This is a genomic window from Rhodococcus sp. UNC23MFCrub1.1, assembly GCF_000686025.1.
In the GTDB taxonomy this organism is placed as follows: Bacteria; Actinomycetota; Actinomycetes; order Mycobacteriales; family Mycobacteriaceae; genus Rhodococcoides.
This window is the reverse complement of the sequence record NZ_JMLQ01000007.1, coordinates 71,326-92,627: the sequence shown is the minus strand read 5'-3', so window position 1 is coordinate 92,627 and position 21,302 is coordinate 71,326. Positions and strand designations below refer to the sequence as shown.

Here is a 21,302-nt window from a genome sequence, read left to right as displayed (position 1 = left end):
ACTCGGATCCCTCCCGTGAGCGCCTCCGAGGACGCCGGAAGCTACTCGGCGGTAAGTTTTCGGCTCACCGCTCTGTTGCAGCTCAGCCCGACCCTTTACTCTTCAGACATGTCTCAACCTACTGTCTTCATCACCGGCGCAGCAGCCGGCATCGGGCGGGCCACCGCACTCACGTTCGCCGCCGCCGGGTACCACGTCGGTGCGTACGACATCGACGAGACGGGACTGGCCTCTCTCGCGAAGGAGATCGCGGCGAAGGGCTCGACGTCGACGACGGGAATCCTCGACGTCACCGACACCGCACAGTTCACCGAGCGACTGAAGGAGTTCGACGAGGCGGCGGGCGGGCGACTCGACGTGCTCATCAACAACGCGGGCATCCTCATCGCGGGCCAGTTCGCCGAGCAGGCCATCGAGACGCACCGCAAGCAGTTCGACATCAACGTCGGCGGCGTGCTGAACGGGCTGCTCGAAGCGTTCCCGTACCTGAAGAAGACGCGCGGCGCCCAGGTGGTGAACCTGTGCTCCGCCTCCGCCATCTACGGCCAGCCCGAGCTCGCCACGTACGGCGCGACCAAGTTCGCGGTGCGCGGGCTCACCGAGGCGCTCGACCTCGAGTGGCACAAGCACGACATCGCCGTGAAGGCCATGTGGCCGCTCTTCGTCCAGACCGCCATGACCAAGGGGATCCAGACCGGCACCACCGGCTCGCTGGGCATCAAGCTGACCGCGCAGGACGTCGCCGACGCGATCTTCAAGTCGACGCAGCCCGCCAAGCGGATCTACCACAAGGTGCACTTCCCGGTGGGGCTCCCGTCCAAGGCACTGTCCATGGGCTCGCGGTTCTCCCCGGTCTGGCTGACCCGCGAGGTCAACCGCCGTCTGTCCCATTCCTGAGTTGACCGAGAACGACCGCAGCGACGAGGCGGGTGCCACCGAGTGGGGTGAGCACCCGCGCGGCGTACCCGCCTGGGACGTCGAGCGTGACGGGCCTCGGCCCACCGATCCCCGCTACGACCCGGAACTCCTCGACGAGGGGGATCGGCGCAACGTCGTCGACGCGTACCGGTACTGGACGCGCGAGGCCATCGTCGCGGACCTGGACACGCGCCGGCATCCGATGCACGTGGCCATCGAGAACTTCGCGCACGACGCCAACATCGGGACGGTCGTCCGCACGGCCAACGCGTTCGGCGCCGCCGCGGTGCACATCGTCGGGCGTCGGCGTTGGAACCGTCGCGGTGCGATGGTCACCGATCGCTACCAACACATCGAGCATCACGAGACCGTCGAGGCGCTGACGGCGTACGCGGCGGAGGCGGGCCTGACGGTGGTGGCCGTCGACAACGTGCCCGGGTCCGTCCCGCTCGAGACTGCCGTTCTCCCGCGGAATGCGCTGCTGCTCTTCGGTCAGGAGGGCCCGGGCGTGACCGACGACGCGCGCGCCGCCGCGTCGATGACGGTGTCCATCGCGCAGTTCGGCTCCACCCGCAGTATCAATGCCGGTGTCGCAGCCGGGATCACGATGCACGCCTGGATCCGGCAGCACGCGGATCCCGACCTGGCCTGGTGACCGTGCCCGACGGCTCCCGAGCCGAGGGGTACTGGCAGGATCGAATCATGCACGACACGTGGTCCTCCAGGGCGGACGCCGCCGAGGAGGCCGTCTTCTCTCGCCACGTCCGCCGTCTGTGGGGACTGCCGGGGACGGCTCTGGGTGTCGTGGCGTGGCCGCCGGTCCGACGGGAGCGGCTGTTCTTCCGCTGGCACTACTGGTGGCAGGCGCACCTCATCGACTGTGTGGTCGACGCCGAGGAGCGGGCGCCGTCGGCGCGCCGCCGACGACGGCTGGCCCGGATCGCGCGCACCCACCGGCTGCGCAACCTCACCGGCTGGACCAACTCGTACTACGACGACATGGCGTGGCTGGGGCTGTCCCTCGAGCGAGCGCAGCGTCTGCACCTCGTCGACAATCGCACCGCGATCGCGGCCCTGGAGTCGGAGCTGTTCGACGCCTGGGATCCGGCGCACGGGGGCGGTATCCGCTGGTCCAGGAAGAGCGACTTCTTCAACGTGCCGGCCAACGGCCCGGCGGCGGTGCTGCTCGCACGGACCGGCAAGCTGTGGCGCGCCCAGGCCATGGCCGACTGGATCGACGCGACTCTCGTCGATCCGACGACCCATCTCGTGCTCGACGGCATCCACGCCGACGGCCGCGTCGAGTCGCCGATCTACTCCTACTGCCAGGGTGTCGTGCTCGGCGCCGAGACCGAACTCGCGATCAGCCTCGGTGACGACAAGCACCGCGAGCGCGTGCATCGACTCGTCGCCGCCGTGCAGCAGCACCTCACGAAGGACGGCGTGATTATCGGCGGCGGGGGAGGGGACGGCGGCCTGTTCAACGGGATCCTCGCCCGGTACCTCGCACTGGTGGCGACGTCGTTGCCCGGAGACGACGACGAGGACCACGAGGCGCGCTCGGTCGCCGCCGACATCGTGCTGGCGTCGGCGGAGGCCGCGTGGGACAACTGCCTGTCCATCGAGGGCCTGCCGCTGTTCGGCAGCGATTGGTCCGCCATCGCCAAGCTGCCCTCGTTCGGTGCGTCGATCGCCCGGTTCAGCGCCGGCACCGTCACGTCGTCGTCCGTGCCGGAGCGCGACTTCTCCGTCCAGCTCGGCGGCTGGATGTTGATGGAGGCGGCGCACAGCCTCGGCTGAACGTCAGCCGTCAGAGATCGTGCACTTCGGTGGTCTCCACCGGCTTCTTCATCTCCTTGCGGTACTGGTACAGACCGAAGATGGTGCCGACCACGATCGAGACGATCATCAGCGTGAGCACGGTGGGGAACAGCCACGACACCTTGTCGAGCACCGCTCCGAAGTAGAACCCGATCAGCAGCAGCACGGGTGCCCAGATGAGCGCACCCAGCGTGCTGGCGATGGTGTAGCGGCGGTGGTTCATCCCACCGGCACCGGCGACCATCGGGCACAGGGTCCGCACCCACGGGATCCAGCGCGCGACGAGCACCGCCCAGAAGCCGTGCTTCTCGAGAAGTCGGTTGACCTTCTCCAGATTCGCGGTGTTGACGTACTTGCCGTTCTTGCGCGCCACGAGGCGATGACCGGTGCGTTTACCGATCATGTACCCCACCTGATTACCGGCGATGGCGGCCAGGAACGCGCCCGCGGACAGCGCCCACACGTGCGAGGTGCCCGAGGCGTGGGCGGCCAGTCCGATGCCGGCGGTGATCAGCAGCGAGTCGCCGGGAAGGAAGAGGCCCACGATGACGGCGCACTCGAGGAACACGAAGGACACCACGATGAGCCAGACCAGGGTGGGCCCGGCCGATTCGAGGAATCCCATCGCGCCGCCTTCGGCGAGCACGGTGCTACCGGCGAGAAGCATGAACGGGGGACCGATCTACGAGGACGAGTCGCGCGGAGCGGGCTCGGTGCGCTGGACGGGCTCGGACCACTGAGCTGGTTCCGACCGCTGAGCAGTGTCCGACCTCTGGGCCGGCTCGGACCACTTGGACGGCTCGACCTTGCCGTCGAGCTTGCCGTCGAACGCGTCGACGGCCTCACCGAGCGGGGTGCGGCGCGAGGAGACGATCCGCTTGCCGACCTCCCAGGCGATGGGCAGGACGGACACGGCGACGATGAGCAGGAAGATGATGTCGACGTTGTCGCGGATGACGGCGATCTGGCCCAGCAGGTAGCCGAGCAGCGTGACGCCCGAGCCCCAGACGATGCCGCCGACGACGTTGTAGGTGATGAACGTGCGGTAGCGCATGCCCGAGGCGCCGGCCACGACCGGCGCGAACGTACGCACGATGGGCACGAAGCGCGCCAGGAAGATGGTGATGGGACCGTGCTTCTCGAAGAACGCGTGCGACTCGTCGATGTAGCGCTTCTTCAGGAAGCGGGCGTCGTCCGTGAACAGGCCCGTGCCGGCCTTCTTGCCGATCAGATATCCCGCCTGATCACCCAGCACCGCGGCGATCGGAATGGTCACCAACAGCACCCACAGCGGCGCGAACGGCTCGATCTCCGCGCTCTTCGACGCGGCGATCAGACCGGCCGTGAACAGCAGCGAATCGCCCGGGAGCAGCGGGAACAGCAGGCCCGACTCGATGAACACCACCAGCAGCAGACCGACCAGGACCCAGGTGCCGAACGAGTTCAGCAGGTTGACGGGATCGAGGAACCCCGGCAGCAGGGCGAGGTCGGTCACGGAGGCGGCCACGGTAGTCACAAGCGCCCACAGTACCGGCGAGAGCAGCCGATACCCGCACGCCGAGTGGCGGGTAGTACAACTCACGAGCAACTCTCAGCAACTACCGGCGAGTAGATCGGGCAGGGCGCGACCGGTGTCACCTCGGTTGACATACTGCTAGTGACCGCACCTGATCGGGTGCCCCGTTCGCTCACCGTGGAGGTTTCTTCGTGCCGATCGCAACTCCCGAGGTGTACGCCGAGATGCTCGGCCGCGCCAAGGAACACAAGTTCGCTTTTCCCGCCATCAACTGCGTGGGATCCGAGTCCGTCAACGCGGCCATCAAGGGCTTCGCCGACGCGGGCAGTGACGGCATCATCCAGTTCTCCACCGGTGGCGCGGAGTTCGCGTCCGGCCTCGGTGTGAAGGACATGGTCACCGGCGCCGTCGCGCTCGCCGAGTTCGCCCACGTCGTCGCCGCGAAGTACGACGTCACCATCGCGCTGCACACCGACCACTGCCCCAAGGACAAGCTGGACACCTACGTGCGTCCGCTCCTCGCGGTGTCGCAGGAGCGCGTCGACGCCGGGAAGAACCCCCTCTTCCAGTCGCACATGTGGGACGGCTCCGCGGTGCCGATCGACGAGAACCTCGAGATCGCCAAGGATCTGCTGGCCCGGGCCGCCGCGGCGCGCATCATCCTGGAGATCGAGATCGGCGTGGTCGGCGGCGAGGAGGACGGCGTCGAGGCGGAGATCAACGACAAGCTGTACACCTCGAACGAGGACTTCCTGAAGACGGTCGAGGCGCTCGGTGCCGGCGATGCCGGATCGCGCTACCTGTTGGCCGCGACGTTCGGCAACGTCCACGGCGTCTACAAGCCGGGCAACGTCAAGCTCAAGCCGTCGGTGCTCGCGGACGGCCAGCGCGTCGCCACCGAGAAGCTCGGACTCGCTGCCGGCTCCAAGCCCTTCGACTTCGTCTTCCACGGCGGCTCGGGCTCGGCCAAGAGCGAGATCGAGGAGGCCCTCGAGTACGGCGTCGTGAAGATGAACGTCGACACCGACACCCAGTACGCGTTCAGTCGGCCCATCGCCGGCCACTTCTTCAGCAACTACGACGGCGTGCTGAAGGTCGACGGCGAGGTGGGCAACAAGAAGGCCTACGACCCGCGCAGCTACCTCAAGAAGGCCGAGGCCGGTATGACGGCGCGCGTCGTCGAGGCGTGCAACGACCTGAAGTCCGCCGGTCGGAGTGTGTCAGCGGGCTGACGAGCGCGGTCAGGCGCAGACCTTCCAGGTCTCGCCGTCCAGCGCGAGGTCGAACGTGCGCGCCGAGGGCTCCGCGCCCTCGGTGCGCGCGGTGACCTGTGCGATCGCCGTCGTCTGATCCGGCGGTTCCGCTTCGGTGATCTGAATGGTGTCGACGCTCTGGACCACCGGCACCGTTCCGGATGCGACGGCGGCGTCGTGCGTCGCGGCGAAGTCGGCCTCGGAGATGCCGCCGTAGAAGGACGCCAGCGCGCCGCACGTGACGCCGCGCAGAGCGGTCAGGTCGCCGTCACGCAACGCCGCGGTGAAGGTGTCGATCGAGGTGCGGATCTTCTCGTCGTTGCTCGGACCCGTGACGCTCGTGCCGCCCCGCAGCAGTGCGAACGCCACGACACCCGCGATCGCCAGCAGGGCCACGAGGGCCGCCGCGATCCACGGTCCGCGCCGCCGTCCACCGGAGCGCGTCGACACCTTCTTCGGTGCGGCGCTGGGTTCGATGCGGCGCGGTGCGGCGGGGCGCGAGTTATCCGGGGACACGCGTGCACCTTATCCAGCGCCCGACGTCTCCCGCGCGCTCCGTGGGAGACTGTCGTCATGACTTCCTTCGGTGATCTCCTCGGTCCCCAGCCCACCCTGCTGCCCGGCGACGACGAGGCCGAGTCCGCTCTGCTGAACCACACGGCCCCCGAGGAGGTGGCCGCGGCGCACCCCACCGCGTCGATCGCGTGGGCCTACCTCGCCGAGGCCGCCCTGTCCGACGGCCGCACCATCACCGCGTACGCCTACGCACGCACCGGCTACCACCGCGGGCTCGACCAGCTGCGTCGCAACGGCTGGAAGGGCTTCGGACCTGTGCCGTACAGCCACGAGCCCAACCGCGGCTTCCTGCGCTGCGTGGCCGTCCTGGCCCGCGCCGCGCAGTCGATCGGGGAGACGGACGAGTACGCCCGCTGCCTCGACCTGCTCGAGGACTGCGATCCGCGCGCCGCGGACGAACTCGGCGTCGGCTAGCACCAGCTTGATGGGCCGATTCGGGAGCTACCCACGATTCACGGCCCCGCATCTCGGCCTGCGCACCCGCGGCTCCGCGCGGATCGACGCCTCGCTGCGGCGACTGAGTGTCTCCGGGTTGCCGATCATCCAGTGCGCGCTCGCCGCGGGCATCGCGTGGTTCGTGGCGACGGACGTCGTCGGGCACGTCACGCCCTTCTTCGCACCGATCGCGGCCGTCGTCTCGCTCGGTGTGTCCCTCGGGGCGCGGATGCGACGCTCGGCCGAACTCGTCGTCGGCGTCACGGTCGGTATCGGTGTCGGTGACGCGATCATCGCCCTCATCGGGACCGGCCCGTGGCAGATCGCCCTGGTCGTCGCGCTCGCGATGTCGACCGCCGTCTTCCTCGACAGCGGCGCCATCATCGCGATGCAGGCGGGATCGTCGGCCGTGCTGGTGGCGACGCTCATCCCGCCGGGCAACGCCGGCGGACTCAACCGCATGGTCGACGCGTTGATCGGCGGTCTGGTGGGACTCGCCGTCGTCGCCGTCGTGCCGACGCACCCCGTGCGCCGCGCACGCAAGGACGCGGCCACCGTCATCGCCACGTCGGGCCGGGTACTGCAACTCGTCGCGGACGGTCTCCTGGCCAACGACGCGGAACCGATCGCCAAGGCGCTGAAGGCTGCGCGCGCCACACAACCGGCCATCGACGCGATGCGCACCGATCTCAAGGGCGGGCGCGAGATCAGCCGCATCTCCCCGCTGTACTGGAACAGCAAGCAGCGCCTGGCCGAGCTGGCAGCGACGGCTGATCCGCTGGACAACGCGGTGCGCAACATCCGGGTTCTCGCCAGGCGCTCCCTGTCCCTGGTGCGCGACGACGAAATTCTCGACCCCCGACTGGTCGACCTCGTCGAGAAGCTCGCGCAGGCCACCGAGGTGGTGCGGAAGATGATGCTCGCTGATCCCGGCGAGCAACCCGACCAAGCAGAGGCAGCGCGGGTTCTCCGGCACGTGGCGGTCGGTGCGAAGGCGGAGCTCATGCAGGACGCCGGCCTGTCCGCGGTGGTGGTGCTCGCGCAGATCCGGTCCATCGTCGTCGACCTGCTCCAGGTGGCGGGGCTCTCGCGTATCTCCGCGCTGGCGACCCTGCCCCCGACCGTCGACCACCCCGCCGTGCCGCCGGAGCTCGATTACTAGGTTCCCGCTGCCGTTCCGTGTTCCCGCGGACGCTGCAACCCCTCCCCGAGTACGGAACCCCTGCGGGAGCTGCCGGTACACAGGACGAGGGTGCTCCACAGGCGGGCGCCAGGAAGGCGTGTCCCCGTCCGCGCGTGATCGACACTCACCGCCATGGACCTGCACCGCCGCGCGACCGGTGACGTGACCGATGCGGCGCTGCGCGGTCTGGTGAGGCGCGGCGAACTGGTCCGCGTGAGCCGCGGCTCCTACGGCCCCGGCTCGGAGTGGGCGTCGGCATCACCAGACGAGCGCTACCGCCTGCGCGTGCTCGGAGTCATGGCGGGACGCACCGCGGTGGCCGTCGCCAGTCACGAGTCCGCGGCGGCGCTGCATCGGCTCCCCCTTCTCGCTCCCGACCGAGACCGAGTGCACGTGAGCGTCGACGGTCGAGGAGGTGGTGCGTCGACGAGGAGGGTCGCCGAGCACCGGGTGCCGCTGTCCCTGCTGGACGTCACCACCGTCGACGGTGTGCAGGTCACGACGCCGACGCGGACGGCGCTCGACATCGCGTGCACGGTGGGACTCGATCGTGCGCTGTGCGCTGTCGAGTCCGCACTCCGCACGGAGGCGCCGGATCTGCACGAGTGCCTCGCACGGCTCGGGCGCCGTCGCGGCATCGCCACCGCCCGCCGCGCGGTGGACCTCGCGAGCCCTCTCACCGAGAGCATCGGCGAATCGTGGAGCCGAGCCCTGATGATGCAGTGGCCCGAGATTCCCTCGCCGAGGCTGCAGCATCGCTTCCTCGACGATCGTGGTCGCATCGTGGCCCGCACCGATTTCGACTGGGACGGTCGGCTGGTGGGCGAGTTCGACGGGCTGATGAAGTATCGCGGCGGAGCACAGTCGGTGATCGACGAGAAGCTGCGCGAGGACGCCCTCCGCGCGCTCGGCTGCCATGTGGTGCGGTGGACGTGGGACGACCTGCGTCATCCCGAACGGCTACGGCGTCTGCTCGCGGCCGGGATGGCCATCGCGTTCCGCTGACGCCGGAGGTCTCTGGGTTCCCGCAGCCGTTCCGTGTTCCCGCGGAGGCTGCAACCCCTCCTCGAGTACGGAAGCCCCGCGGGAAGCGTGACTCACCATATGCACACATTCGCATGTATGGTCTCGATCATGGGAGCGGGGCACGGACATGCGCACACACCGGCGGCTGGTGAGGCCGGCACCGGGCGGCTGCGACGCATGGGGATCGCGTGGTTCGTGCTCGTCGCGTTCTTCGCCCTCGAGCTGACCGTCGGCCTGATCATCAACTCGCTGGGCCTGCTCGCCGATGCCGGGCACATGCTCACCGACATCATCGGCATGTCGATGGGCCTCGTCGCACTCACGATGGCCCGGCGTGGATCGAATTCCGCTGCACGGACATTCGGGTGGCACCGGGCCGAGGTCCTCACCGCTGTCGCCAACGCGGTGCTGCTGCTCGGAGTCGCGGTCTTCATCTTCGTCGAGGCGATCCGCCGCATCGGGGACCAGCCGGACATCCCGGGCCTCGCGATGGCGCTGACGGCCGCCGCGGGACTCGTCGCCAACATCGTCGTCATGCTGCTCATCCGCGCCGACGCGAAGGACTCCATCGCGGTACGCGGGGCCTATCTCGAGGTGCTCGCGGACACCGTGGGCAGCGTCGGGGTGCTCGTCGCCGGTGTGCTGCTCCTGGCGTTCGACTGGACGTGGGCGGACATCGTCGTGGGTATCGCCATCTCGCTGTGGGTGGTGCCGCGGGCACTCTCGCTCGCCGGCCAGTCGTTGCGCATCCTCACGCAGGCCAGCCCGTCGTCGGTGGACATCGGTGCGCTCGAGGCCGATCTGCGGGCGCTGCCCGGAGTCGTCGACGTCCACGACCTGCACGTCTGGACCCTCACCACCGGCATGGACGTCGCCACGGTGCACATCACGTCGGACGGTTCCGGATCGGTGATGCTGGCCCGCGGGAAGGAAGTGCTCTCGGCCTACGGCCTGGACCACGCCACCGTGCAGGTCGAGCCCGCGGTGCACGGTGCCACCTGCCGCGACGAGCTCACCTGGTAGCAGGCCGGCCGGGATGGTGACAGGCATCGGAACACCTGTGCGACCATGACACGGCAGGTCAGTACCTGCGACGTGCTGGCGAGGGGAATCCGGTGAGAATCCGGAACGGTCGCGCCACTGTGAGCGGGCTTCGTCGTCCGTGAGTCAGATCGCCGATCCGGCACGTGAGACTCGAATCGGACGCGCAATCTGAGGAGTTCCACTCGTGCACATCGCCGAGGGTTTTCTGCCACCCGTTCACGCGGCAGTCTGGACGTGCGCCGCGGCGCCGTTCGTCGTTCACGGCGCTCGCGCCGTCGTCGTCCAGGTCCGGGAGAACCCCCGCAGCCGTCTGCTGCTGGGTGCTGCCGGTGCCTTCACCTTCGTTCTCTCCGCCATCAAGCTGCCGTCCGTCACGGGCAGCTCGAGTCATCCCACCGGAACTGGGCTGGGGGCGGTGTTGTTCAAGCCGCCGGTCATGGCGTTCCTCGGCACGGTGGTGTTGCTCTTCCAGGCGTTGCTGCTCGCGCACGGCGGCCTGACGACGCTGGGCGCCAACGCGTTCTCCATGGCGATCGTCGGCCCGTGGGTGGGGTACGCCGCGTTCCGTGTCACCGGCCGGCTGGGCGGTGGTCTGTCGCTGTCGGTGTTCTTCGCGATGATGCTGGCCGACCTGTCGACGTACTGCACGACGTCGGTGCAGATCGCGCTCGCGTTCCCGGATCCGCAGAGCGGCGTACTCGGAGCCGTCACCAAGTTCCTGTCCATCTTCGCTGTCACCCAGATTCCGCTCGCCATCGCGGAGGGCCTGCTGGGTGTGCTGGTGTTCCGCGTCCTGCGGACCGTGGCGACGCCGGAGCTGCGGGACCTCGGAGTGCTCCGCCGCGAGAAGGGTGCCGTCGATGCGTAGGAACGTCGTGATCAACCTGCTGCTCGTCCTCGGGATCGTCCTCATCGTCGGCGCCGCGCTGATGCTCGACGCGGGACGCAGCGGCGACGAGGAGCGGTTCGTCGGTACCGATTCGGCCGCCACGTCGCAGATCGAGGAGGACCACCCGGACTACGTGCCGTGGTTCGAGTCGGTGTTCTCGCCGACGTCGGGCGAGGTGGAGTCGGGTCTCTTCGCGCTGCAGGCCGCGCTGGGTGGGCTCGTCCTCGGGTACGTGCTGGCGGCGCTGCGCGGTCGGCGCAAGCTCGACGCGCTCCGCACCGAACTCGAACGGACGTAGGTGCAGGGTCTCGCGGTCGACGACGCGGCCTGGGCCAGTCCGTGGCGCACGCGCGCGGTGGGGGACAAGGCGGCCCTGTCGCTGGGCCTCGTGCTGTGCGCGCTGCTGCTCCCGCCGTGGCCGGGCGCGCTGATCGTCACGGTGGTCGCGCTCGGTGCGGCCGTCGGGGCTGCCCGCACACCGCTCCGGCCGGTGCTGCGTGCGCTCACCGCGCCGGCTGCGTTCATCGCCCTCGGCGCCGTCTCGGTCGCCGTCACGGTGACCGCCACGCCGGACTGGAGTGTCGGGGTCACTGCCGACAGCGCGCGACGAGCGCTGGAGGTGTCCGGTCACGCGATCGCCGGGACATCGGCCGTGCTCCTGTTGGCCGTCACGACACCGATGATCGACATCCTGACCGGGCTACGACGGCTGCGGGTACCGCAGGCATGCATCGACGTCGCCGCCGTGATGTACCGCTTCCTGTTCGTGCTGCTGTCGTCGGTACGCACGATCCGCCAGTCGCAGACCGCCCGCCTCGGCTACTCGTCGCCGCGCCGGTCACTGCATTCCGCGGGTCTGCTGACGGCCGCTGTGCTGATCAAGTCGTGGGACCGGGCCTCGCGGCTCGAGGCGGGGCTGGCGGGTCGCGAGTTCGGCGACGCGGTCTCGGCGGATCCGGTCGACCGGCAGCGCAGTTCGCCGAGCTTCCTGGTGACCGTCGTGGCGGTGCTGGGAGCCGTAGTGGCGCTGTCCCTGCTGGGACATCGCGCATGAGCCACCGCACTCTCACCGCCCGCGACCTCGAGGTGCGGTATCAGGGCGGGCCGCCGGTGTTGGCCGGCGCGAGCCTGAGCGTTCCCGCCGCGGCGAGGGTGGCGCTCCTGGGCGCCAACGGCTCGGGCAAGACGACCCTGCTGCGGTGCCTGTCCGGAGCGATCGTTCCCGATGGCGGACGGGTGGAGATCGACGACGTCGCACTGCGCCACAGCCGGTCGGGCCTGCGGGCACATCGCCAGGAAGTCCAACTGGTGCTGCAGGATCCGGACGATCAGTTGTTCTCGGTCGACGTGTACCGAGACGTCGCCTACGGTCCGGTGAACCTCGGCCTGGGGCCCGACGAGGTGCGCGAGCGCACGGAGGCGGCGCTCGAGGTGATGGGCATCGACCATCTGCGGTCCCGGCCGACGCACCAGCTGTCCTACGGTGAGCGCAAGCGCGTCGCGACGGCCGGCGCCGTGGCCATGCGGCCGTGCATCCTGTTGCTCGACGAACCGACGGCCGGGCTCGATCCGCAGGGCGTCGACGAGATGTTCGCTGCGCTGCACCGCCTGGAGAATCACCACACGACCGTGGTGCTGTCGACACACGACGTGGCCCTGGCGCTGGAGTGGTCGCACTCGGTCGCCGTGGTCGTGGACGGCGCTGTGGTGCAGGGGGATCCGGTGACGTTGCTGTCGGACATCGACCTGCTGGGACGGGCCAGGTTGCGGACACCGTGGCCGTTGGCGCTCGCAGCGGACCTCGTCCGGGACGGCATGCTCGAACCGGGATCGCGACCACGGGACGCCGAAGAACTACGAAAGATGCTGAGCAGCAGTATCAGTCGGCGCTAACGTACGAGCAACCACTGCTTGTCGTGGCGGTAGATGGTGGACCGGGTGGTCTCGCGGGGGATGTCGATGCCGTCCTTCGTCAGACGCGCCGCCGTGGCTCCGAGTTGCATCGCCCGGCCGGTGATCCAGCGGCGGCGGAACAGTCCGCGCTTGCCCTGCACCCGAGCTCGGAGTCCCGGCATCTCGAGCGTCGGGGTGACCTCGATGCCCGGCACCTCACCGGAGAAGAGCTTGGTGTCGTCGACGTAGGCCTCGCCGACGAGGTGGCCCGACGGCCCCGAGACGGTGGCGAGTCCGACGACAGCCGATCCGGCGTCGTCACGGATGAGGGGAGTGGGGGAGGCGGTGCCGGACAGCGCGACCTTGGCGGCGCGCGATCCGGTGCCGACGCGGAAGAGGTGGCTGGCCTCGCTGGCGGTCTCGGCGACGTAGGCGAGCTCGATGTCGAGTCGGTCGCGCCGCATCAACCGGGTGAGGACGGCGGCGAGCGAGGCGTCGGTGCCGAGCACGATCAGCCGGGGGTCGTGTACCGCGTCGAGTTCGGCGAGCAGGGCGTCGCACTCCTCCTTCGACGGCACCTCGGGTACCGCGGTGAGCGGTAGCGAGGACAGCGCGATGGGCAGCAAGGGCCTGCCGCACTGCAAGACGAACGGAGTCACGCGAATTCCTTCTCAGCCGGACGGGTCTGCCCCACCCTAATCAGGACACGGTCGTCGTGGACCCCGGGAAGGCGCTTGCCCGGTCTCGATTTCGCGTCGCTTTGACCGTGCCGCCGCGACAGAAGACCAGGCAGTACGGTGTGCGGTCGGCTGTGAGCGGCACGTGTCGTCTCGGGCGGTACACTGTGTCACCGGTCATGGTCGGTGCGCGTTCCGCACGTCACGAAGTGCGTTCCGACACGTGCCACAGCCCGGGATGGTCCGGCTGTCCACCCGAGTGATGGAGCAACACATGCCGGCAATCGTCCTCATCGGCGCCCAGTGGGGCGACGAGGGCAAGGGCAAGGCCACGGATCTGTTCGGCGAGCGACTGCAGTGGGTGGTGCGCTACCAGGGTGGCAACAACGCCGGCCACACCGTGGTGCTGCCGAACGGCGACAAGTTCGCGCTTCACCTCATCCCGTCGGGCATCCTCTCGCCCGGTGTGAACAACGTGATCGGCAACGGCGTCGTCGTGGATCCAGGTGTGCTGCTCACCGAACTCGACGGCCTCGAGAAGCGCGACGTGGACACGTCGAAACTGCTGCTCAGCGCCGATGCGCACCTGATCATGCCGTACCACGTGGCCATCGACAAGGTCACCGAACGTTTCCTCGGTGCCCGCAAGATCGGCACCACCGGACGCGGCATCGGCCCGTGCTACCAGGACAAGATCGCCCGCGTCGGAGTGCGCGCGGCGGATGTCCTGGACGAGAAGATCCTGACCCAGAAGGTCGAGGCCGCACTGGAATTCAAGAACCAGGTGCTCGCCAAGATCTACAACCGGCGCGCCCTCGAGTCGGAGAAGGTGGTGGAGGAGGTGCTCGGCCAGGCCGAGGGCTTCAAGCACCGCATCGCCGACACCCGGCTCGCGTTGAACCAGGCGCTCGAGCGCGGCGAGACGGTGCTGCTCGAGGGTTCGCAGGGCACGCTCCTCGACGTCGATCACGGCACCTATCCGTTCGTCACGTCGTCCAACCCGACGGCGGGCGGCGCGGCCGTGGGCTCGGGCGTCGGCCCGGGTCGGATCACCACCGTCCTCGGCATCCTGAAGGCGTACACCACGCGCGTCGGCTCGGGTCCGTTCCCGACGGAGCTGTTCGACGAGTCGGGCGAGTACCTGGCCAAGCAGGGCGGCGAGGTGGGTGTCACCACCGGCCGCGCCCGGCGCACCGGCTGGTTCGACGCCGTCATCGCGCGGTACGCCACGCGCGTCAACGGCATCACCGACTACTTCCTCACCAAGCTCGACGTACTGTCCTCGCTCGACACCATCCCGATCTGCGTCGCGTACGACGTTGACGGCGTGCGTCACGACGACATGCCGATGACGCAGACCGGGTTCCATCACGCGAAGCCGATCTACGAGGAGATGCCAGGGTGGTGGGAGGACATCTCGGGGGCGCGGACCTTCGAGGAGTTGCCCGTCAACGCCCAGAGGTACGTGCTGCGTCTCGAGGAGCTCTCGGGGTCGTACATGTCGTACATCGGCGTCGGTCCGGGCCGTGACCAGACCATCGTGCGGCGCGACATCCTGTCCTGACACGGTCGAGATATCACAAATGGCGTGACGATAACGCCAGGATGGCTCATACTGTGGCTCAGGTTCGCTATGAGGTGGAACAAAACGGATCCCCCTCTCGGCGAGAGCAGGTCAGTGGAGGACCGCTATGGACAGCACCTACGTCGGGCTCGAGGTCTTCCAGTGCCAGTTCGAGCGTTTCAGCTTCGAGCACTCGTGGATCGGTGACCGTGTCGGCGAGCTGATGCTGGGGCCGCGCGGCGGCGGCATGCTCGAGTTCCAGCACGCCATGGTCTTCGCGCTCCCCGAGGGCGGCGCGCACGAGGTGCACGGCGACATCCTCGCCTGGTACCTCGCGCACGGCGGCCCGAGTGGATCGCTCGGCTACCCGCTCACCGACGAGAAGCGCACTCCGACGGGCCACGGCCGCTACAACGTGTTCGAGAACGGCACCGTCGGATGGCTCCCGGGTACCGGGGCATTCCTCATGGGATCCGTCCGCACCGCCTGAACTGGACTGCACCCCGGTGTCCACCGAGGTGGATACTGGACCTCATGGTGACTCGCGTGATCGGTGCGTCGACTCTCTCGCGGGACCTCGGGCACTGGCGGCCGTCGGGGCGGCACCGGCCGGTCTACCGGGCACTCGCCGACGGGATCCGGCTCCTGGTGCACGACGGCCGCATCCCCCTGGGCGTCGCCCTGCCCAGTGAGCGCGATCTGGCGGGAGCCCTGTCGCTGTCCCGCACCACCGTCACCAACACGTACGCGGCACTGCGTGACGAGGGGTACCTGTTGAGCAGGCAGGGTTCCCGCAGCACGGTCGCACTGCCGCGGACCACCCTGGCGGGGCGGCCGGCCCGCGCGGCGGCGTCGGTGATCGATCTGACCCATGCCGCCGTCACCGCCCCGTCCGACGAGGTGACACAGGCGTACACCGCTGCGCTGGAGGCACTTCCGGCCTACTATACGGGTCACGGTATCGAGCCGGTCGGTCTCGCGACACTGCGGCAGGCCCTGGCTCGCCGGTACGACGAGCGGGGGCTGCCCACGTCGCCGGACCAGATCATGGTGACGTCCGGCGCGCAGCAGGCCTGGCGGCTGCTGCTCGAGGTGCTGGTGTCGCCAGGTGACCGGGTTGTGGTCGATCACCCGACGTATCCCAATGCGCTGGAGGCGATTCGACGAACTGCGGCGCGCGCGGTGCCCGTTCCGTTGAGGCCGCGGGAGTACTCGACCCCTGGATCGGAGCGCTCGTCGCGGCGGTGGGACCTCGACGCGATTCGTGACGCGACGGTGCAGACGGGGGCGCGAATGGCGTACGTGCTGCCCGACTTCCACAATCCGACGGGTGCTCTGCTCGATGTCGCCGGCCGCGCGGAACTGGCGTCGAACGCTCGCCGGACCGGCACCACGCTGGTGGTGGACGAGTCGATGGCCGACCTGTGGCTGGACGAGGCGCCGCCCGCTCCGGTCGCGGCGGTGGGGCATCCCGGCACCGTCGTCACCGTGGGGTCCGCGTCGAAGGCGTACTGGGGTGGTCTGCGGGTCGGCTGGATCAGGGCGTCGCCGTCGCTGATCTCTCGCTTGGCGACATCGCGGGCCGCCGTCGACATCGGCACGCCGATCATGGATCAGCTCGCGTGCGCGGCACTGATCGAGCGGCACGAGGAGATCTTGGTTCCCCGCCGCGCGGAACTCCGTGGTAACCGGGATGCGCTGACGGCGGCTCTGGCGCGGCACCTGCCGGACTGGTCGTACGACCCGGCGCCGGGCGGCCTGTCGTTGTGGGTTCAGATGCCTGCCGCGGCGTCCACGGCTCTCGCCGCGATCGCGCCTGCGCACGGGGTGGCGCTGGCGGCGGGGCCGCGGTTCGGGGTGGAGGGGGCGTTCGAGCGCCACGTGCGCCTGCCGTACACGGAGGGTGCCGATCGATTGGAGGCTGCGATCGACCGAATTGCGTTCGCGTACCAATCCCTGAAACCGACCGACGGGGATTATTCCGCCGTCGTGCTGTGAAGTGGGGCGACCGACTGAGAATGGTCGGCCAGTCAGCGGGAGCCGAAGACCTCGTGATCGAGTTCGGCCATGTCCCACTGGAGCTCGGAGCCGAGTTCCTCGTGGTCCGCGCGCGATGCGGCGCGTCCGAGCAGCACTGCGGCACCCGCGGCGACCAGCAGCCACACCACTCCGACGACCACGACGACTATCACGATTCCGTTTGTAGCACCTCGAACTGAAAACATTCTGTGAAACGCGAGACTCGGATCGGTTTCTTACGGAGTAAACCGGAATGAATCTCGATCGGCGCGCTCGGCGGCTGCCTGCTCGCCGATTCGAGTCGGTTTGCGCGGAGGTACTCGTGGGTACAGTCGAACGTATGAGCGATGCGAATGACACCACCAAGACAGGCAATGCGGACGTCGACCAGAGCGCGGAGAAGGATCCGTCCGACTGGGTCACCGGTGACGAGCCGCCCACCGGCCCCCAGTTGAGCTACCTCGAGACGCTGGCCCGCGAGGCCGGCGAAGAGGTGCCGTCGGACCTGACCAAGGCGCAGGCGTCCGAGATGATCGACAAGCTGCAGTCCGAGACGGGCCGCGGAACCAGCTAGACCCCGTCCGTGCCGCGCGCGTCGTACTCGGCGCGCGCGGCCGTCACGGTCGGAAGAGTCGACTCGACGAACTCGATGAGTCCGACGAGCCGGGTGGCCGTCTCGCGCCCGAGGTCGGTGAGTGCGTACTCCACCTTCGGCGGAATCTGTTCGAGCACGGTGCGGGTGATCAGCCCGTCACGCTCCAGCCGCTGCAGTGTCTGCGACAGCATCCTCTCGCTGACCCCGTCCACGCGCCGCCGCAGAGCCCCGAACCGGTACGGCCCCTCGTGCAGCGCGGCGAGCGCCAGCAGGCCCCAGCGACTGGTGATGTCCTGCATCGTGTCGCGGGACGAGCAGTGGCGAGAGAACACGTCGGCTTCGAGTGTCGGGTCGGTGTCGGGCACGAGTGCCATCCTACCAGCTGGTCCGTAAGTGATTACGAGGAATGTTGCACTGCACGAATAGTAAGTGCATAGTGGTGCCTACGGCCGGATCGGTCGAAGCGGCACACCCTCGTGGTGCGCCGGACGACGCTCACTCTCCAGGGAGACATGCTCATGACCACGACAGCGGTGACCGGCGCGACCGGACAACTCGGCAGCGCAGTGATTCGATCGCTCCTCGATCACGGGGTCGCCGCGGGCGACATCGTGGCCGTGGTGCGCGACGAGGCCAAGGCCGCCGACCTGGCGGCGCGCGGTGTCGTCGTCCGCGTCGCCGACTACGCGGATCCCGCTGCGTTGCGCGCCGCTCTCGACGGGGTGGACAAGCTCCTGCTCGTGTCGGGTTCCGAGCCCGGTAAGCGAATCCCGCAGCACACCAACGTCATCGAGGCTGCCGAGGCGGCCGGTGTCTCGCTCATCGCGTACACCAGTGTGCTGAAGGCGCCGACGAGCGGCATCAGTCTCGCGCCCGAGCACGTCGCCACCGAGGAGCGCCTCGCGTCGTCCTCCGTGCCGTCCGTGCTGCTGCGCAACGGGTGGTACTGGGAGAACTACGCGGCGTCGATCGGCCAGGCACAACACACCGGCGCCATCATCGGGAGCGGCGGGTCGGGTGTCGTGGCCGGCGCTGCTCGGGCCGACTACGCGGCGGCCGCGGCCGCGGTGCTGATCGCCGACGACCAGGCGGGCGCCGTGTACGAGCTGGGCGGCGAGCGTCTGACGTACGAGGGTCTGGCGGGTGCGATCTCCGAGATCATCGGCGCGCCGGTGGAGTACCAGGATCTGAGCACCGACGAGCACATCGGCGCGCTCGAGGGTGCGGGACTGCCCGCGCCCGTCGCGCAGATGCTGGCGAGCGCCGACGCGGGCATCGCCCGCGGCGACCTCGACACCGAGTCGGGCGATCTGACTCGACTGCTCGAGCGTGAGCCGGTCTCGGCCGTCGACGCGCTGCGCGCCACGCTGAGCTGAGCCGACCGGTCAGGACCCCGGCGCCAGCGCCGCGAACCAGCGCAGCGCGTCGGGGTCGTCGACCGACTCCGGATCGGCCACCGTCGACGGGTCCGCACCCGACAGGATCTTCTTGACCGGGATCTCGAGCTTCTTCCCGGTCCGCGTGTGCGGCACGGCGCGGATCTCGATGATGTCGTCCGGGACGTGACGCGGCGAGGCCTCCCTCCGCAGCGCCGCCGAGATGCGTTCGCGCAGATCGTCATCGAGCTCCACGTCGTCGGACGTGACGACGAACAGCGGCATCCAGTAGCTGCCGTCCGGGCGTTCGAGACCCACGACGAGACTCTCTGCGATGCCGGGCAGACGCTCGACCACGCCGTAGATGTCGGCGCTGCCCATGCGCACACCGTTGCGGTTGAGCGTGGCGTCCGATCGTCCGTGGATCACCACGCTGCCCCTGCTGGTCACGGTGATCGAGTCGCCGTGCCGCCAGACGCCGGGGAACGTGGAGAAGTACGCGTCGGCGTAGCGGTCACCGCTCGGGTCCTTCCAGAACCCGACGGGCATGGACGGCATCGGCGCGACGATCACCATCTCACCCGGTTCGTCCACCAGCGGGGTCCCGTCGTCGCTCCACGCCTCCAGAGCGACACCGAGATTCACGGCAGGAATCTCGCCGGGGACCACGGGCACCCCGGTGGGCGCTCCCACGAATCCGCTGACGACGTCCGTGCCGCCCGACACCGGCGCGAGGTGCACCGACCGCCCCACGTGCTCCGCCACCCAGCCGTGCGCCGCGGCGGGGAGGACCGACCCGGTGACCCCGAGAATGCGCAGTGCCGAGAGGTCCTGTGCCCGAGCCGGTTCGACCCCGACGCTCTCGCAGTGCAGGAGGTACCCGGGACTGGTGCCGAGCACCGTCACGCGGTGCCGCGCCGCGAGCTCCCACAGTGCGCCGGCGTCCGGATGGCCGGGGCTGCCGTCGTAGCAGACGACGGTCGAGCCCACGAGCAGCCCGGCCAGCAGGTAGTTCCACATCATCCAGCTGGGTGAGGTGTACCAGAGGAACACGTCGTCCTCGGTCATGTCCGACTGCAGCGCAGCAGATTTGAGGTGCTCGAGCAGCACACCGCCGTGTCCGTGAACGATGCCCTTGGGGCGCCCGGTGGTGCCGGAGGAGAACAGCACCCACAGTGGGTGGTCGAACGGGACAGGCTCGGGGATCACCCGTGGGCCACCGCGCCCCTCGTCGAGCAGATCGTCCCATCGGACGGCTCCGGGTACGTCGGTGCCGAGTCGGGAGAAGGCGATCACCGCGCGCAGGGAGGGAATCGAGGCCTGCAGTACCGCCACCTGGTCCCGGCGGTCGCGGTCCACACCGGCGAAGCGGTAGCCGTCGGCGGTCACCAGCACCGTCGGTTCGAGCTGTCCGAGCCGGTCCACCGCTGCGGCCGCGGAGTAGTCCTGCCCGCACGAGGTCCAGACGGCGCCGAGTGCGGCGGTAGCGAGGAACGCGACGGCGGCCTCGGTCGTGTTCGGGACGTAACCGGCCACCCGGTCGCCGCTCCGCACGCCGAGGCGGTGCAGCGCGGCGGCGATCGAGGAGATCTGCTCGGCCAGTTCCGCGTACGACGATGTGCGGGTGCCGAGCCCGCCCGGTTCGGCGTCGTCGATGATCGCCACGGACTCGGGTGACCGGTCGCACCACGCCAGTACGCGATCCACGTAGTTCACGCGGGCACCCCGGAACCACTGCCGCCCGCTGAACACGCGGGGGTCCTCCGAGGGGGACAGGACGGACTCGTGACCGGTGAGCGGCACGTCGAAGAAGGTGCTGACGCCGGCCCAGAACTGTTCCGGCTCGTCGACCGACCAGCGATGCAGTGCGCCGTAGTCGGTAGACGAGCGTCCCGTGAACGTGACGACCGAGTCCGAGAACCGGGCGAGAGGGCGGGGGTTCATGAGGACAGTCTGATGAACCCGCTCGGCGAGCCCGGCGCCGTGATCATTCCGTTACCCGCCGTGACCTGATCGTGATGTTCCGGTTCGCCGAACCGCGATGTCGATCGATCAGAGTTGTCTGCAAGGCGGTCCAGCCCAGGGCCCTTCGCTACACCCTCGGTACCGGTGCGAGACACCGCGTCCGAGCAGCGCCGCAGAAGGAACATGATGACCACGGTTGCTCCTTCCCACCACTCCTCCAGCCCGTTCGACGTCGTCGTCCACGCAGGCCACGACGGCCGCCGCATCGTCGCCGTCCGTGGCGACGTCGACCTCGTCACCGCGCGCGACCTGACCCGCTGCCTCCGAGCGGCCGTCTCGGACGGCCCCGTCACGGTCGACCTCACCGACGTCCGGTTCTTCAGCTCGGCCGGCGTGACCGCGATCGAGGACGTCCTGTCGGACGCCCCGACCGCGATCGACGTCGTGATCTCGCCGTCACCTCGGGTGCGGCGCACTCTCGGTGTCCTCGGCCTCACCCGTCTCGTGCCGGTCGTGGCTTCGGTGGAACCGGAGCCGCTCGCGAGCTGACCC

The 21,302-nt window shown here is 69.2% G+C and carries 25 protein-coding genes and 1 riboswitch; of the genes, 18 read left to right on the top strand and 7 right to left on the bottom strand.

The genetic code is table 11. The features are described 5' to 3' along the window. The first annotated feature begins 108 nt into the window (after nt 1–108). Genes BR07_RS0116765 through BR07_RS0116755 form a run of 3 tightly spaced genes read left to right on the top strand, consistent with a single transcriptional unit; the run spans nt 109 to nt 2,718 of the window. Nucleotides 109–897: an SDR family oxidoreductase gene (locus BR07_RS0116765; protein WP_027506419.1), complete on the top strand. Its 789-nt coding sequence runs from the start codon at nt 109–111 to the stop codon at nt 895–897. Between the two features lies 1 nt (nt 898). Further along, a complete protein-coding gene (locus tag BR07_RS0116760) occupies nt 899–1,573 on the top strand; it encodes a TrmH family RNA methyltransferase (RefSeq protein WP_027506418.1) in 675 nt (224 codons plus the stop codon). A 47-nt stretch (nt 1,574–1,620) separates the two neighbouring features. Continuing rightward, nucleotides 1,621–2,718 carry a glycoside hydrolase family 76 protein gene (locus BR07_RS0116755; RefSeq protein ID WP_027506417.1) on the top strand — a complete coding sequence of 366 codons (1,098 nt, stop codon included), beginning with the start codon at nt 1,621–1,623 and terminating at the stop codon, nt 2,716–2,718. 10 nt (nt 2,719–2,728) lie between these two features. Here the strand turns inward: BR07_RS0116755 and BR07_RS0116750 are convergent, their stop codons facing one another. Further along, a complete protein-coding gene (locus tag BR07_RS0116750; protein WP_051613508.1) occupies nt 2,729–3,406 on the bottom strand; it encodes a DedA family protein in 678 nt (225 codons plus the stop codon). 15 nt (nt 3,407–3,421) lie between these two features. Further along, nucleotides 3,422–4,255, bottom strand: coding sequence for a DedA family protein (locus BR07_RS25155; RefSeq protein WP_231476412.1), 834 nt, complete (start codon nt 4,253–4,255; stop codon nt 3,422–3,424). 191 nt (nt 4,256–4,446) lie between these two features. On the opposite strand from BR07_RS25155, the gene fbaA reads away from it, so the two are divergent. Continuing rightward, on the top strand, nt 4,447–5,487 hold the full coding sequence (gene fbaA / locus BR07_RS0116740; protein ID WP_027506415.1) for a class II fructose-bisphosphate aldolase: 1,041 nt from the start codon (nt 4,447–4,449) through the stop codon (nt 5,485–5,487). A 9-nt stretch (nt 5,488–5,496) separates the two neighbouring features. Here fbaA and BR07_RS0116735 read toward each other — a convergent pair whose 3' ends face one another. Continuing rightward, a complete protein-coding gene (locus BR07_RS0116735) occupies nt 5,497–6,024 on the bottom strand; it encodes an Rv0361 family membrane protein (RefSeq protein WP_027506414.1) in 528 nt (175 codons plus the stop codon). A gap of 57 nt (nt 6,025–6,081) precedes the next feature. Here BR07_RS0116735 and BR07_RS0116730 point away from each other — a divergent pair, with 57 nt between their 5' ends. From BR07_RS0116730 to BR07_RS25145, 8 genes are all read left to right on the top strand, one after another. Next, nucleotides 6,082–6,498, top strand: a complete 417-nt coding sequence (locus tag BR07_RS0116730; RefSeq protein ID WP_027506413.1) for a DUF3151 domain-containing protein — start codon at nt 6,082–6,084, stop codon at nt 6,496–6,498. Nucleotides 6,499–6,508: 10 nt separating this feature from the next. Further along, on the top strand, nt 6,509–7,681 hold the full coding sequence (locus tag BR07_RS0116725) for an FUSC family protein (RefSeq protein WP_081821364.1): 1,173 nt from the start codon (nt 6,509–6,511) through the stop codon (nt 7,679–7,681). 153 nt (nt 7,682–7,834) lie between these two features. Then, complete coding sequence (locus BR07_RS25150; RefSeq protein WP_051613507.1) at nt 7,835–8,707, top strand: type IV toxin-antitoxin system AbiEi family antitoxin domain-containing protein; 873 nt, start codon at nt 7,835–7,837, stop codon at nt 8,705–8,707. 129 nt (nt 8,708–8,836) lie between these two features. After that, nucleotides 8,837–9,751, top strand: a complete 915-nt coding sequence (locus BR07_RS0116715) for a cation diffusion facilitator family transporter (protein WP_027506411.1) — start codon at nt 8,837–8,839, stop codon at nt 9,749–9,751. 57 nt (nt 9,752–9,808) lie between these two features. Beyond that, nucleotides 9,809–9,955, top strand: a riboswitch (adenosylcobalamin (AdoCbl) riboswitch). Between the two features lies 1 nt (nt 9,956). Beyond that, nucleotides 9,957–10,640: an energy-coupling factor ABC transporter permease gene (locus BR07_RS0116710; RefSeq protein ID WP_027506410.1), complete on the top strand. Its 684-nt coding sequence runs from the start codon at nt 9,957–9,959 to the stop codon at nt 10,638–10,640. Further along, the gene (locus BR07_RS0116705; RefSeq protein ID WP_027506409.1) at nt 10,633–10,959 is read left to right on the top strand and encodes an energy-coupling factor ABC transporter substrate-binding protein; all 327 of its coding nucleotides are present in this window, start codon (nt 10,633–10,635) and stop codon (nt 10,957–10,959) included. The genes BR07_RS0116710 and BR07_RS0116705 overlap by 8 nt, the downstream gene beginning before the upstream one ends. Beyond that, entirely contained in the window at nt 10,960–11,715 is a 756-nt protein-coding gene (cbiQ, locus tag BR07_RS0116700; RefSeq protein ID WP_027506408.1) for a cobalt ECF transporter T component CbiQ, read from the top strand. It begins immediately after the preceding gene. Then, entirely contained in the window at nt 11,712–12,554 is an 843-nt protein-coding gene (locus BR07_RS25145; RefSeq protein WP_037186296.1) for an energy-coupling factor ABC transporter ATP-binding protein, read from the top strand. Before cbiQ ends, BR07_RS25145 begins: the two co-directional genes overlap by 4 nt. Here BR07_RS25145 and BR07_RS0116690 read toward each other — a convergent pair. Beyond that, nucleotides 12,551–13,213 carry a hypothetical protein gene (locus BR07_RS0116690; RefSeq protein ID WP_027506407.1) on the bottom strand — a complete coding sequence of 221 codons (663 nt, stop codon included), beginning with the start codon at nt 13,211–13,213 and terminating at the stop codon, nt 12,551–12,553. The genes BR07_RS25145 and BR07_RS0116690 overlap by 4 nt on opposite strands. Nucleotides 13,214–13,505: 292 nt before the next feature. On the opposite strand from BR07_RS0116690, the gene BR07_RS0116685 reads away from it, so the two are divergent. The 3 genes from BR07_RS0116685 to yczR all read left to right on the top strand — a co-directional run bounded on the left by BR07_RS0116685 (nt 13,506) and on the right by yczR (nt 16,793). After that, complete coding sequence (locus BR07_RS0116685; protein WP_027506406.1) at nt 13,506–14,795, top strand: adenylosuccinate synthase; 1,290 nt, start codon at nt 13,506–13,508, stop codon at nt 14,793–14,795. A 127-nt stretch (nt 14,796–14,922) separates the two neighbouring features. Beyond that, nucleotides 14,923–15,285 carry an LGFP repeat-containing protein gene (locus BR07_RS25140; RefSeq protein ID WP_051613506.1) on the top strand — a complete coding sequence of 121 codons (363 nt, stop codon included), beginning with the start codon at nt 14,923–14,925 and terminating at the stop codon, nt 15,283–15,285. A gap of 44 nt (nt 15,286–15,329) precedes the next feature. Beyond that, entirely contained in the window at nt 15,330–16,793 is a 1,464-nt protein-coding gene (gene yczR, locus BR07_RS0116675; RefSeq protein ID WP_027506405.1) for a MocR-like transcription factor YczR, read from the top strand. A 32-nt stretch (nt 16,794–16,825) separates the two neighbouring features. On the opposite strand, the gene BR07_RS27040 is transcribed toward yczR, so the two are convergent. Further along, the gene (locus tag BR07_RS27040) at nt 16,826–16,987 is read right to left on the bottom strand and encodes a hypothetical protein (protein ID WP_155957078.1); all 162 of its coding nucleotides are present in this window, start codon (nt 16,985–16,987) and stop codon (nt 16,826–16,828) included. Between the two features lie 167 nt (nt 16,988–17,154). On the opposite strand from BR07_RS27040, the gene BR07_RS0116665 reads away from it, so the two are divergent. After that, nucleotides 17,155–17,388, top strand: coding sequence for a DUF3072 domain-containing protein (locus tag BR07_RS0116665; RefSeq protein WP_027506404.1), 234 nt, complete (start codon nt 17,155–17,157; stop codon nt 17,386–17,388). On the opposite strand, the gene BR07_RS0116660 is transcribed toward BR07_RS0116665, so the two are convergent. Beyond that, nucleotides 17,385–17,783 (bottom strand): winged helix-turn-helix transcriptional regulator, encoded by a 399-nt coding sequence (locus BR07_RS0116660; protein ID WP_197027821.1) that lies wholly within the window; start codon nt 17,781–17,783, stop codon nt 17,385–17,387. The two genes, BR07_RS0116665 and BR07_RS0116660, sit on opposite strands and share 4 nt — an antisense overlap. A 144-nt stretch (nt 17,784–17,927) precedes the next feature. Here BR07_RS0116660 and BR07_RS0116655 point away from each other — a divergent pair, with 144 nt between their 5' ends. Then, the gene (locus tag BR07_RS0116655) at nt 17,928–18,785 is read left to right on the top strand and encodes an NmrA family NAD(P)-binding protein (RefSeq protein ID WP_197027820.1); all 858 of its coding nucleotides are present in this window, start codon (nt 17,928–17,930) and stop codon (nt 18,783–18,785) included. A gap of 9 nt (nt 18,786–18,794) precedes the next feature. Here BR07_RS0116655 and BR07_RS25135 read toward each other — a convergent pair whose 3' ends face one another. Beyond that, nucleotides 18,795–20,729 (bottom strand): acetoacetate--CoA ligase, encoded by a 1,935-nt coding sequence (locus tag BR07_RS25135; RefSeq protein ID WP_037186292.1) that lies wholly within the window; start codon nt 20,727–20,729, stop codon nt 18,795–18,797. A 207-nt stretch (nt 20,730–20,936) separates the two neighbouring features. Between BR07_RS25135 and BR07_RS0116645 the strand changes: the two genes are divergently transcribed. Beyond that, nucleotides 20,937–21,299, top strand: coding sequence for an STAS domain-containing protein (locus tag BR07_RS0116645; protein ID WP_056443708.1), 363 nt, complete (start codon nt 20,937–20,939; stop codon nt 21,297–21,299). The last annotated feature ends 3 nt before the right edge of the window (nt 21,300–21,302 follow it).